The 12,932-nt window shown below is 37.8% G+C and carries 11 protein-coding genes; all 11 read left to right on the forward strand.

Translation table 11 applies throughout. The features are described 5' to 3' along the window. Positions 1–124: 124 nt before the first annotated feature. The 11 genes from ispE to spoVT all read left to right on the forward strand — a co-directional run bounded on the left by ispE (position 125) and on the right by spoVT (position 12,813). Positions 125–991 (forward strand): 4-(cytidine 5'-diphospho)-2-C-methyl-D-erythritol kinase, encoded by an 867-nt coding sequence (gene ispE / locus ACFVT8_RS23180; RefSeq protein WP_387086013.1) that lies wholly within the window; start codon positions 125–127, stop codon positions 989–991. 56 nt (positions 992–1,047) lie between these two features. Continuing rightward, the gene (purR, locus tag ACFVT8_RS23185; protein ID WP_387086016.1) at positions 1,048–1,881 is read left to right on the forward strand and encodes a pur operon repressor; all 834 of its coding nucleotides are present in this window, start codon (positions 1,048–1,050) and stop codon (positions 1,879–1,881) included. Beyond that, the gene (locus ACFVT8_RS23190; protein WP_387086019.1) at positions 1,878–2,252 is read left to right on the forward strand and encodes a RidA family protein; all 375 of its coding nucleotides are present in this window, start codon (positions 1,878–1,880) and stop codon (positions 2,250–2,252) included. The genes purR and ACFVT8_RS23190 overlap by 4 nt, the downstream gene beginning before the upstream one ends. Before the next feature lie 438 nt (positions 2,253–2,690). Further along, positions 2,691–2,993 carry a septation regulator SpoVG gene (gene spoVG / locus ACFVT8_RS23195; protein ID WP_387086022.1) on the forward strand — a complete coding sequence of 101 codons (303 nt, stop codon included), beginning with the start codon at positions 2,691–2,693 and terminating at the stop codon, positions 2,991–2,993. A 284-nt stretch (positions 2,994–3,277) separates the two neighbouring features. Further along, positions 3,278–4,648 (forward strand): bifunctional UDP-N-acetylglucosamine diphosphorylase/glucosamine-1-phosphate N-acetyltransferase GlmU, encoded by a 1,371-nt coding sequence (glmU, locus tag ACFVT8_RS23200; protein ID WP_387086024.1) that lies wholly within the window; start codon positions 3,278–3,280, stop codon positions 4,646–4,648. 24 nt (positions 4,649–4,672) lie between these two features. Beyond that, positions 4,673–5,632, forward strand: coding sequence for a ribose-phosphate diphosphokinase (locus ACFVT8_RS23205; RefSeq protein WP_049667363.1), 960 nt, complete (start codon positions 4,673–4,675; stop codon positions 5,630–5,632). A gap of 270 nt (positions 5,633–5,902) precedes the next feature. Continuing rightward, positions 5,903–6,493, forward strand: a complete 591-nt coding sequence (locus ACFVT8_RS23210; protein WP_387086027.1) for a 50S ribosomal protein L25/general stress protein Ctc — start codon at positions 5,903–5,905, stop codon at positions 6,491–6,493. A 243-nt stretch (positions 6,494–6,736) separates the two neighbouring features. After that, a complete protein-coding gene (gene pth / locus ACFVT8_RS23215) occupies positions 6,737–7,297 on the forward strand; it encodes an aminoacyl-tRNA hydrolase (RefSeq protein ID WP_387086030.1) in 561 nt (186 codons plus the stop codon). 224 nt (positions 7,298–7,521) lie between these two features. After that, positions 7,522–7,749 carry an anti-sigma-F factor Fin gene (locus ACFVT8_RS23220; protein WP_053485326.1) on the forward strand — a complete coding sequence of 76 codons (228 nt, stop codon included), beginning with the start codon at positions 7,522–7,524 and terminating at the stop codon, positions 7,747–7,749. Between the two features lie 485 nt (positions 7,750–8,234). Then, complete coding sequence (mfd, locus tag ACFVT8_RS23225; RefSeq protein ID WP_387086033.1) at positions 8,235–11,741, forward strand: transcription-repair coupling factor; 3,507 nt, start codon at positions 8,235–8,237, stop codon at positions 11,739–11,741. A 535-nt stretch (positions 11,742–12,276) separates the two neighbouring features. After that, a complete protein-coding gene (gene spoVT, locus ACFVT8_RS23230; RefSeq protein ID WP_387086036.1) occupies positions 12,277–12,813 on the forward strand; it encodes a stage V sporulation protein T in 537 nt (178 codons plus the stop codon). Positions 12,814–12,932: the final 119 nt, after the last annotated feature.

The raw sequence follows: 12,932 nt of genomic DNA on the forward strand, positions 1-12,932 counted from the left end.
TTACCGAAATGATCGACATAGTGTCGACCAAAATCCGGACGTATTGTTAATCTGTGTGAAGGCGAATCGTCAGCCAATTGCGCTAATGCGTAATTGATAAGTGTAGCTATAAGGAGGAAGAAAGATGCTTTATGTAAAGGCGCCTGCAAAAATAAATTTAACATTAGATGTGCTTTATAAAAGACCAGATAATTATCATGAAGTAGAGATGGTCATGACAACTGTGGATTTAGCTGATCGTATTAGTCTAGAATCTCGAGAAGATGGCGTAATTGAAATAATTTCGACTGATAATTTTGTACCAAATGATCACCGCAATTTTGCTTATCAGGCAGCGCGTCTAGTTAAAGATACATACGGCATTGGACAAGGTGTATCCATAACTATAGAAAAAGAAATACCAATTGCAGCAGGGTTAGCAGGCGGAAGTAGCGATGCTGCTGCGACACTGAAGGGTTTAAATGAGCTGTGGAATTTAGGATTATCTATAGATGAGTTAGCTGAATTAGGTGCTAAAATTGGTTCAGATGTTTCGTTTTGTGTCTACGGTGGAACAGCATTAGCAACGGGGCGTGGAGAAAAAATTCAGGAATTGCCAGCACCACCAAACTGTTGGGTAGTCTTAGCTAAGCCTAAAATAGGTGTCTCTACTGCAGAGGTGTATGGAGGATTAAAGGTTGAAGGGTTAGAGCATCCAAATACGAAGCAAATGATTCGTGCTATTGAAAAGGAAGACTATGAGCTACTATGTGCATCATTAGGGAATGTTTTAGAAACTGTAACATTTAAGCTACATCCAGAAGTAGTTATGCTAAAGGAACAGATGAAACGCTTCGGAGCAGATGCAACATTAATGAGTGGAAGCGGTCCAACGGTGTTTGGTTTAGTGGATAGTGAGGCTCGAGTAAGCCGCATTTATAATGGTTTACGTGGTTTTTGCGAAGAAGTATATGCTGTTCGGATTTTAGGCGAGCGAAATACGCTTGCTTAAAACCGCAAATTTATGTTAATTTTACCTATAAATATTCGTGTTTAGGAGAGGGTCGCATGAAATGGAAGCGTAGTGAACGACTAGTTGATATGACGTACTATTTACTAGAACATCCACATCAGCTGATCCCGCTAACTTATTTTTCTGAACTATATCAATCTGCAAAGTCTTCCATTAGTGAAGATTTGACGATTGTAAAAGAAACTTTCGAAGAAAAAGGAATCGGGTTATTGATGACAGTGCCGGGCGCTGCAGGAGGAGTTAAGTATATTCCTAAAATGTCCGAGGCTGAGGTCCGTTTAGTTATTCAGGATTTAAAGACGGAGCTTGAGCATTCAGATCGTTTGTTACCAGGCGGTTATTTATTTATGACGGACTTACTCGGCAATCCAGATTTAGTTAATCGAGTTGGAAAGGTATTTGCATCCGCGTTTGCTGATCAACAAATTGATGTCATAATGACTGTCGCAACAAAAGGAATTTCTATTGCCCATGCAATAGCAAGACATTTAAATGTACCAGTTGTTGTTGTCAGAAGAGATAGTAAGGTAACTGAAGGCTCTACCGTCAGCATCAACTATGTATCTGGTTCTTCCAGAAGAATTCAGACAATGGTATTATCAAAAAGAAGCATGAAGAGTGGACAACGAGTGCTGATTACTGACGACTTTATGAAGGTCGGTGGTACAATGAATGGCATGAAAAATCTATTAGAGGAGTTTGATTGTCAGCTAGCTGGTATTGCAGTGCTTGTAGAGGCTGAGCATGCAGACGAAACTTTGGTAGATGATTATTATTCATTAGTGAAGCTTCATGAGGTCAATGAAAAAGACCGAACAATTGCATTAAGTGAAGGTAACTATTTTTCTAAAAGGGGAAATGACAAATGAAAGTAGTAGCAACAACAAATGCACCAGCAGCAATTGGACCATATTCACAAGGAATTATTGTAAATGGCATGTTTTATAGCTCAGGTCAGATTCCACTAACAGCAACAGGCGAATTAGTGGAAGGCGATATTACTGTTCAAACAAATCAAGTATTTGCTAATTTAAAAGCAGTTTTAGAAGCTGCTGGAACATCTTTAGACAATGTTGTTAAAACAACCGTTTTTATGAAGGATATGAACGACTTTGTTGCAATGAATGAAGTATATGCTAGCCTCTTTGGCGATCATAAGCCAGCTCGTTCGGCAGTAGAGGTTGCACGTCTACCAAAAGATGTGAAAGTAGAAATTGAAGTTATTGCCATCGTTAAATAAGAAATTTTTTTAAGCTCACTAAAAGAGAATCTTTTAGTGGGCTTTTTTTATAGCAATGTTTTCTGCGCGAAAGCGACAATTACGCCAAGGGGAAGTGAATATTCTAAACTACAAGTAGTATCGCTGATAAAGTAGTGAAACCGCTGATAAAAATAGAATAACCGCTGATAGAGTTCCAATAATCGCTGATAAAACCCCAAAAACCGCCGATAAGGAGCAAACCGCTGATAAACTCCTAAAAGTATTACCAAACTAAAAAGTAACACCATAGAGGGTGACAGACAAACAATTGACAAAATTTACGTATAAAAAAGGAAATATTATACTAATAAGTATTCAAATTTTTTAGATAATTTGATAGACTATAAAAAGGAAAATATTCGGTAATAAAGAATATTATATTTTATTTAGGCATCTAAGAAGAGAGGTGGTGAGAAAATGGAAGTTACTGATGTAAGGTTACGTCGTGTACAGACGGATGGTCGCATGCGTGCGATTGCTTCCATTACACTCGATAATGAGTTCGTAGTTCACGATATTCGTGTGATCGATGGCAATACAGGTTTATTTGTTGCTATGCCTAGTAAACGAACGCCAGACGGTGAGTTTAGAGATATTGCGCATCCTATTAACTCTACTACTCGTAATAAAATTCAGGAGATTATTTTAAACGAGTACCATAATTCAAGCGAGTCAGAAGCAACGGACAATGCAGAAGAATTAGAAGGAATTGGCGTATAGTAAGTAGGGAATAAATGTTAATTTAACTTCTTTCCGGGGCATTATTGATCTATTAATTTATAGTTATGATGAACGTAAATAATAAGAGCTCTTCTTAATTGGAGAGTTCTTTTTATTTTGAGAATAAGAGAAAATGAGCAATTTTACGACATACATATTAACATTCGAGCATAAGGTGCATTTGATTTAGAAATTCATGTTTTTGTCAAGTCAACATGCCTTGAAAATAGATGGATTTTGCTATATAGTCATAAGAGAAAATGAGCGTATTGGAGGACTTACAGATGAGCAACATTTTTGCTGTCATTTTGGCTGCAGGTCAAGGTACACGTATGAAGTCCAAATTATATAAAGTGCTCCATCCAGTATGTGGGAAGCCAATGGTACAACATGTGGTGGATCACATTCAAACGTTAGATGTGAATCGTATCGTAACGGTTGTAGGACATGGTGCAGAAAAGGTGAAACAACAGCTTGGCGATAAAAGCGAGTATGTTTTACAGGCTGAACAGTTAGGGACAGCTCATGCCGTTCAGCAAGCTGAGGCAATTTTAGGTAGCGAAGAAGGGACAACATTAGTTGTTTGTGGCGATACACCACTTATTCGCCCTGAAACGATGCAAGCTTTGTTCGAACATCATCAAGCAAAGAATGCTAAGGCGACTATTTTAACAGCAATTGCTGAAAATCCAACAGGTTATGGTCGTATTTTACGTGGCGACAATGGACAAGTGGAGCAAATTGTTGAGCAAAAAGATGCTTCAGCAGAGCAGCAATTAGTTAAAGAGATTAATACGGGCACATACTGCTTCGATAATAAAGCGTTATTTGAGACATTAAAACTTGTGAAAAACGACAATGCACAGGGTGAGTATTATTTACCTGATGTGATTGAAATTTTACAAAAACAAGGCGATGTTGTTGAAGCATATGTAACGGAAGATTTTGAAGAAACACTGGGTGTCAATGATCGTGTTGCTTTGTCTCAAGCAGAGGCGCTAATGCGTACAAGAATTAATGAAAAGCATATGCGTAATGGTGTCTCAATTATTAATCCAGAAGCAACATATATTAGCGCGGACGCAATGATTGGTCGTGATACTGTCATCCAACCAGGTTCTATGATTGAAGGTACAACTGTTATTGGTGAAGATTGTATCATCGGGCCTAACACACAAATCATAGATAGCCGTATCGGTGACAGAACAACTGTGCATTCTTCTGTTGTGCGCGAAAGCGCTGTAGCGGAAGACACTGCTATTGGGCCATTTGCGCATATTCGACCACTTTCTGATATTGGTAGCCATGTGAAAATTGGTAACTTTGTAGAAGTGAAGAAGAGTACACTAGGTAATGACACGAAAGTATCGCACTTAAGCTATATTGGTGATGCCGAAATAGGAAGTAATGTCAATATTGGCTGTGGTTCCATTACAGTAAACTATGATGGAAAAAACAAGTTCCAAACAATTATTGAAGATGATGTATTTGTAGGATGTAATACTAACTTAGTAGCGCCAGTGAAAGTTGGAAAAGGTTCATTTATTGCTGCAGGATCTACAATTACAAAAGAAGTTCCTGAGGATGCACTTGCAATTGCTCGTGCAAGACAAGAAAACAAACCGAATTATGTAAGCAAATTAAACTCAAAATAATTATCAACTAAACAGGAGGCCATCATGCCGTATCATTATGCAAACTCACAATTAAAAATATTTTCACTTAATTCTAATAATCCACTTGCTCAAGAAATTGCGCAAGAAATGGGTGTTGAATTAGGTAAATCTTCTGTTAAGCACTTCAGCGATGGAGAAGTTCAAATTAGCATTGAAGAAAGTATTCGTGGTTGTGATGTGTTTATCGTGCAGTCTACTTCTGCACCTGTAAACGAACACTTAATGGAGCTTTTAATTATGGTAGATGCTGTAAAACGCGCATCTGCTCGTACAGTAAACGTTGTAATGCCTTATTATGGCTATGCTCGTCAGGACCGCAAAGCAAAAGCGCGCGAGCCGATTACAGCTAAATTAGTAGCAAACTTACTTGAAACAGCTGGTGCAACACGTGTTATCGTATTAGATTTACATGCACCACAAATCCAAGGTTTCTTCGATATTTTAATCGATCACTTGATGGCAGTGCCTTTATTATCTGATTACTTCAAATCAAAAGGTATCCCTGAAGAAGAAATCGTTGTTGTTTCCCCAGACCATGGTGGTGTAACACGTGCTCGTAAAATGGCAGAACGTTTAAAAGCACCTATTGCAATTATTGACAAGCGCCGTCCAAAACCAAATGTTGCAGAAGTAATGAACATTGTTGGTAATGTTGATGGTAAAGTGGCAATCTTGATTGATGATATTATTGACACTGCAGGTACGATTACAATCGGCGCAGATGCATTACGTGCAGCTGGTGCGAAAGAAGTTTATGCTTGTTGCTCTCACCCAGTATTATCTGGACCAGCAATCGAGCGTATCGAAAACTCTTCGATTAAAGAATTAGTTGTAACTAATACAATCCAACTTCCTGAAGAGAAAAAATCTCCAAAAATTACAGAGCTTTCAGTAGCTAAATTGATGGCAGATGCAATCTCTCGTGTCTATGAAAATAAATCTGTAAGTACTCTATTTGATTAATATAAATAAATAAGCTCCACATGCAGTAAGATGTGGCTTATTAAGGACAAATCTACCTTTGAAAGTAGATTTGTCCTTTTTTATAGGTTTCTTTTGTTTGAACTTTCGTATAACAGGGTATAATAGAAATTGTGACTTAATAATATTTACACTACTTTATAAAAAATAGAGGTAAATATTATTATAGCCTTAACAAATGTCAACTTTATCGAAAATAGTGACATTTATAATAAGGCGTAAATAAATTTTTCTTGGAAGGGGAAGTATAGTATGAGTACAGTATTAAGTGTTAAAAAGCGCCAAGCTGGGCATCGTTCGACATTAACCCAACTTAGAAAAGGGGGAGCCATTCCGGCAGTTATTTACGGCTATAATTTAGATTCAACCCCAATTTCTATCTCAGCGAAGGAATTCAGAAAATCCATTCAAAAGAATGGGCAAAACGGTTTGTTTTCAATGGAGTTAGATGGGAAAAAAGTGAATGTTGTTGTGTCAGAAATCCAACAATGCTCTATGAAAGATGAAGTAAATCATATCGACTTTTTAGCAATCAATATGTCTGAAGCGATAGAGGCTGAAGTTCCTATTAAACTAGTTGGAGAGTCAGTTGGTATTAGTGTAGGTGGTATATTAATGCAGCCTAACCTAGATGTAAAAATTAAAGTAAAGCCAGCAGATATACCAGAAGCTATCGAAGTTGATATTACCGAACTTAAAATTGGTGAAACAATTACAGTAGCAGATATTCGACATATGGTTGATTTTGAGATTATCAGTGAAAATGATCATACACTTGTAACAATTATGGCTCCAGTCGCAGTTGTTGAAGAAACGACAGATAGTGAACAGGAACAAGCGTAAAAATATATGTTAAGGAAAGGCTACTAAGGAAGGCTAAAAACTTCTTTAGTAGCCTTTTGTATCTTAATAAATCGATATTTATAGGAGATGTACGTAAGCTTTTGCTCCTTTCGAATGAATTGAGGATATTAAATAATAACAAACCCTTATTGAACTTTTACTTTCAAAAATTGTACAAACTGCTATCTTAGCGCATGATATGGTAAAATAATGACTACTAGATTTGAAAGAAGAGGGGTACTTATGAAAATTATCGTTGGTTTAGGAAATCCAGGTAAACCTTATGAGCATACAAGACATAATATCGGCTTTGATGTTATCGATGCATTAGCTGAAAAATGGGGTGCACCTTTAACTAATTCAAAGTTTAATGGTATGTATGCAACGGTACATCGTCCTGAAGGAAAGGTTCTACTTGTTAAGCCTTTAACATATATGAATTTATCGGGGGAATGTGTTGGGCCCCTTATGAACTATTTTGATATTGATGTGGAAGATTTAGTTGTTATTTATGACGATTTGGATTTAGAGACAGGGAAGTTACGTCTGCGTCAAAAAGGTAGTGCAGGTGGACATAATGGTATTAAATCATTAATTCAGCATCTAGGCACACAAGAATTTAATCGCATACGCGTTGGAGTTAATCGCCCACCAGCTGGCATGAAGGTAGCAGATTACGTGTTGTCGAAATTTTCAAAAGAAGATCAAGCTATTGTTGGTGAAGCTATTGAAAAGTGTGTAAATGCTGTAGAAGGATCCCTTTCAAAGCCATTTCTTGATGTAATGAATCACTTTAACGGCTAACAATAAGTTAAAGTGTAGTGTGGATATTACGATTGTTTAGGATAGCGATTTAAAATGTTTTTCCTGCGACACTGCTAACTAAATGTATAGTATAGTCTATAGTCTTAAACACAATGCAAAAACTATTCTCTATAAGGAACTAAGGCAGAATTGAAGGTGCATAATCTTTTTTAGAAATGTCTATACTTTAAGTAGTAAGTTGCTTAAAGGAGGATGATTTGGAGATGTCAGTTCGCTATCGATGTCGTCATTGTGAAGTAGAAATAGGAACACTACCATTTGATGCAGATGATACAATTCGAAAACTACATATTTTCGAATTGGGTGAAGCGGATGATTATGTTGAGCAAGATCAACACGGACAAACGACTGTGCACTGCATTTGTGAGCAATGTGAGGATTCGCTAAAACAATATCCAGATTATCATGCACTCAATAAATGGATTCAATAATTGGAAGGATGCTTTGGCGCACATCACGTGCGTTCAAAGCTTTTTCCATTTAACTTCTTTCAGCCTCCCACCTCTAGGTGGTGAGATGAATGCAGATTTAAGCTACTATTCAGCGGGTGTCATCTTTAGCTGACGTTTCACTTTCGCTACAAAAAACATCTGCTGAAAGAAGTTAAGCCTCCGCGATGTCACGGAATCGGAAAGGAGTTCACAGAGGATGTTAGCCTAAAATCATCACATCCATGCGATAACGGCTAACTGACCTGCGTCAGTACCGCTGATGCTACGCTTTCGCACAAAAACATCTGTCGCTGCGTTAGCACTACGCTTTCGCACAAAAAACATCTGCAGACCTAAGCACAAAGCCGATTCCGGACGCAATTATGCCGAGGCATAATTGATAAAATAACAATAAAAATGCGTATTTAAGTACTAGATTACTAGTAATGGCGAATAGAATTATGCGTTGAAAGGAGCTTTTGACATTGGAAGTTTTACGACAGCTTGTGATGCAGGACAAACATATCACATCATTTTTACAGGAGATTCAGAGCGGTCATTCTGCAACACAGCTTATTACAGGATTAACTGGAAGCGCGCGCCCGGTAATGGTCGATGCGTTATTTGAATATGTAAAAAAACCTATTTATATTATATCTCCTAATCTATTGCAGGCACAAAAAATGGTTGACGAGCTGGCGGGACTTTTAGGTGAGGAGCATGTTCATTATTATCCTGCCGATGAGTTTATTGCTGCTGATTTATCTGTTGCCTCTCCAGAGTTACGTGCTGAGCGTATTGCAACACTTGATTGCCTAGCTAGAGGTGAAAAAGCTGTTTATGTGATACCAGTTGCGGGCTTACGCAAAATAATGCAGCCAAAAGAGCATTGGCTCCAGTATTTTTTACAAATAGCAGTAGGAGAAGATATTCAGACTGATGAATGGCTACAAACATTAGTAGAGATGGGGTACGTACGCAATTCGATGGTGACAACTCCTGGAGAGTTTGCGCTACGTGGTGGCATATTAGATATTTATCCGCCATATTTAGAGTCACCGATTCGTATAGAATTATTTGATACGGAAGTGGACTCGATTAGGACATTTTCTGCGGACGATCAACGTTCTATTGATAAATTGCAGAAGGTTCGTATTCTACCTGCTTCAGAAGTTATTTTGACAAAGGAAGAAAGAATGGCGCTAGCAGGTCGTTTAGAAGCTGCGTTAGCAACAAGCTTAAAGAAGGTCAAAAAGCAGGAGACAAAGGAATTACTGTATCAGCATATTCAATATGATATTGAATTGTTACAGCAAGGGAATTTACCAGACTACGTAAATAAGTATGGTTCATTATTGTATGAGAAAACAGCATATTTAGGAGATTATTTTGCACATGATGGCATTGTGCTGTTTGATGAGCTTGGACGAATTCAGGAGGTTATGGATGCCTGGGAGCGTGAGGAGGACGAATGGTTCTTATCACTAATTGAAGAAGGGAAGATGGTGCATGATGTAAAGCCAGCTTTCTCTTTGAAAGAAATTCTAGCAATGCTGTCTCAGCAAAAACTATATTTCTCATTATTTTCACGAACATTTGCAGGTGTATCCTTTAATAAGACGACGAACTTTTCTTGCAAGCCGATGCAACAATTTCATGGCCAAATGTCATTATTACAAAGTGAGATTGAACGCTGGCTGCTTGGTAAATTTACAGTACTAATTGTTGCGAGAGATAAAGATCGTGTTAAACGTGTGCAGCAAATGCTTGAAGAATATGATATTCATACGACAATTGGTAATCCGACTGAAGCGGGTATTTATATCGTGGATGGATCACTATCTAGTGGCTTTGAATTACCGCTACAACGTTTGGTGATTGTCACAGAGGATGAGCTCTTTAAACAACAGGTGAAGAAAAAAGCACGTCCTCAAAAGATGACGAACGCAGAACGTATTAAAAGCTATACGGAAATTAAACCTGGCGACTATGTTGTACATGTCCATCATGGTATTGGTAAATATATAGGTTTAGAAACATTAGAGGTAAATGGTACACATAAGGATTACTTACACATTCGATACCGCGCAGATGATAAGTTATATGTTCCAGTAGAGCAAATAGACTTAATCCAAAAATATGTAGCATCTGAAGACCGAGAACCAAAGCTACATAAATTAGGCGGAGCAGAGTGGAAAAAAGCTAAAGCAAAAGTATCCTCTGCCGTGCAAGATATTGCTGATGATTTAATTAAGCTGTATGCGAAACGTGAAGCTGAGAAAGGCCATGCATTTGCCATTGACAATGACGATCAGCGCAATTTTGAAGCTTCTTTCCCTTATGAAGAAACAGAGGATCAGCTACGTTCAATTATCGAAGTAAAACGTGATATGGAGCGTGAGCGTCCAATGGATCGTCTAGTGTGTGGAGACGTAGGGTATGGTAAAACAGAGGTAGCGATTCGTGCGGCCTTTAAAGCAATTCAAGATGGCAAGCAAGTAGCTTTCCTTGTGCCGACAACGATTTTAGCGCAGCAGCATTATGAAACGATTCGTGAGAGATTCCAAGACTTTGCTATTAATGTAGGCCTCCTGTCTCGTTTCCGCACAAAAAAGGAGCAAACAGCGACGTTAAAGGGCCTAAAAGAAGGGCAAGTTGATATTGTCGTTGGAACGCATCGAATTTTATCTAAAGATTTATTATTCCAAGACCTTGGACTGCTGATTGTTGACGAGGAACAACGTTTTGGTGTAACACATAAGGAAAAAATTAAACAACTAAAGACGAATGTTGATGTATTAACGCTAACGGCAACTCCGATTCCAAGAACACTTCATATGTCGATGGTAGGTGTTCGCGATTTATCTGTAATTGAAACACCGCCAGCAAACCGTTTCCCTGTACAAACCTACGTAATGGAGCATAGCGGTGCATTAGTGCGGGAAGCTATTGAGAGAGAAATGGCGCGTGGTGGGCAAGTATTCTACCTATACAATCGTGTAGAAGATATGGCTCGTAAAGTTGATGAAATTCAAATGCTTGTCCCAGAAGCGCGTATTGGGCATGCACATGGCAAAATGACAGAATCAGAATTAGAATCTGTCATATTAGCCTTTTTAGAGGGTGACTACGATGTGCTTGTAACGACAACGATTATTGAGACAGGCGTTGATATACCAAACGTTAACACATTGATCGTTCACGATGCTGATCGAATGGGCTTAGCGCAGCTTTATCAATTGCGTGGGCGCGTTGGGCGTTCTAATAGGGTGGCGTATGCTTACTTTATGTATCAACGTGATAAAGTTCTTACGGATGTAGCTGAGCAAAGATTACAGGCGATTAAAGAATTTACAGAGTTAGGTTCAGGATTTAAAATTGCTATGCGTGACTTATCTATTCGTGGTGCTGGTAACCTTCTTGGAGCGCAGCAGCATGGCTTTATTGATTCTGTTGGTTTTGACTTGTATTCACAAATGCTCGAAGAGGCGATTGCTGAGCGCCAAACAGGTGTGAAAAAAGAAGAGAAGCCTGAAATTGAAATTTTATTGAGTGTTGATGCGTATATCCCAGATGTATACATTCCTGACGGCTATCAAAAAATTCAAATGTATAAACGTATTAAAGCAATGGATCAAGTGGAGGAGTACAGCGAAATCATGGAGGAATTAGAGGATCGTTTCGGTGATCTTCCAATTGAAACTGAGCGCTTACTGCGAATTGCACGTATGAAGGCATGGGGCTTAAGTACAGGTGTATTGTCTGTAAAAGAAAAGCAAAAAATTATCACAATATTGTTGTCTGAAGAAGGTACAGGACAAGTTGATGGTAGTAAAATTGTGGGGGAATCCATGAAATTTGAGCGTGCTGTCGGTTTTGGTATGGATGGTATGCAGTTAAAATTAACGATTGATGAACGAAAATGTGGGAAATATCAACCCTTTGATATTTTAGAAGAAATGATGCATATTATTGCTAACGCAAAAAAATGATTATAGAAGAAAAGCTGATCTTATCTCTCACGGGTAAAGATCAGCTTTTTATTGTTGAAAAACAAATAATTACAAGGAAATCTTTGTGAATGTTGTGGGCTTTATCTTCGTGTTTGATTGGACTGTAGACTGTGTGACTCTTTAGAGACCAACATCACCAATTGAGACTCAGGAGCTATATAGTAGGGAAAATAAGGGTAAAAGTATCACTTTTTATGATAGTTCCTTTGTAGTAAAACATCCTTTTGTCTTATTGACGTAATGGTAAAGATTGAATTATTATTATTTCTTGTTAAAAATATTTTATAAATTATTTATAAAAATTTATTTTTGTGGTTAATCTAAGATAAGTTGATTGAAGTTAAAAATTCTACATGTAAAAGTATTTGAAGCACAATTGTTTAGGCTTTTAGTCTTTTTTGAAAAATATTATTGGATGTGAAATCCTTTTTCTTCAGTTTTTGCATAGATTGCTTCATAAAAAACCATACTAAAATTGAAAAAAATTTCATTGTAGCGAAAGCGAGGATTAAGAATGAAGGCAACAGGAATTGTTCGTCGTATTGATGATTTAGGGCGTGTGGTTATCCCAAAAGAAATTCGTAGAACGCTGCGTATTCGTGAGGGTGACCCACTAGAAATTTATACTGACCGTGAAGGCGAAGTCATTTTAAAGAAATATTCTCCAATTAATGATTTAGGAGAATTTGCAAGAGAATATGTAGAAACATTATATGAAACGTTAGGTACTCCAGCATTTGTAACTGACCGAGATGAAGTAATTGCTGTCTCAGGAATCGGTAAGAAAGAGTATATCAATCGTCGTATTACATCCTTTGCGGAAACGTTTATGGACGAGCGTTCAACAAAAATAGAAAAAATGGAAACAACTATCGAGATTGTTCCTGGACAATATGAGCAAGTGAAGTCTTATTGTGCAACGCCTATTACGGTAAATGGTGATCCAATCGGTTGTATCATCGTGTTGTCGAAGGTACATTTTGTCGGTGAAGTTGAAGTGAAAGTTGTGGAAACAGCTGCTAACTTCTTAGCTAAACAAATGAATAGTTGATGAGAATTGAAAGTTATTGCGCTGACCTTTTAGGCTGAACAATAACTTTTTTTTCGTACATAGTTTTATGGTAGTGCTACCCGCGCGCGTCAAACTTTTGAGATATGCTATACTATTGG

The organism is Lysinibacillus sp. NPDC058147 (genome assembly GCF_042884205.1).
In the GTDB taxonomy this organism is placed as follows: Bacteria; Bacillota; Bacilli; order Bacillales_A; family Planococcaceae; genus Lysinibacillus.

Bases quoted from the DNA above. Each gene is read 5' to 3' on its own strand.
- ACFVT8_RS23220 (WP_053485326.1), top strand. From the start codon at position 7,522: ATGTCAGTTCGCTATCGATGTCGTCATTGTGAAGTAGAAATAGGAACA.
- ACFVT8_RS23190 (WP_387086019.1), top strand. From the start codon at position 1,878: ATGAAAGTAGTAGCAACAACAAATGCACCAGCAGCAATTGGACCATAT.
- pth (WP_387086030.1), top strand. From the start codon at position 6,737: ATGAAAATTATCGTTGGTTTAGGAAATCCAGGTAAACCTTATGAGCAT.
- glmU (WP_387086024.1), top strand. From the start codon at position 3,278: ATGAGCAACATTTTTGCTGTCATTTTGGCTGCAGGTCAAGGTACACGT.
- purR (WP_387086016.1), top strand. From the start codon at position 1,048: ATGAAATGGAAGCGTAGTGAACGACTAGTTGATATGACGTACTATTTA.
- ACFVT8_RS23210 (WP_387086027.1), top strand. From the start codon at position 5,903: ATGAGTACAGTATTAAGTGTTAAAAAGCGCCAAGCTGGGCATCGTTCG.
- ACFVT8_RS23205 (WP_049667363.1), top strand. From the start codon at position 4,673: ATGCCGTATCATTATGCAAACTCACAATTAAAAATATTTTCACTTAAT.
- spoVG (WP_387086022.1), top strand. From the start codon at position 2,691: ATGGAAGTTACTGATGTAAGGTTACGTCGTGTACAGACGGATGGTCGC.
- ispE (WP_387086013.1), top strand. From the start codon at position 125: ATGCTTTATGTAAAGGCGCCTGCAAAAATAAATTTAACATTAGATGTG.
- spoVT (WP_387086036.1), top strand. From the start codon at position 12,277: ATGAAGGCAACAGGAATTGTTCGTCGTATTGATGATTTAGGGCGTGTG.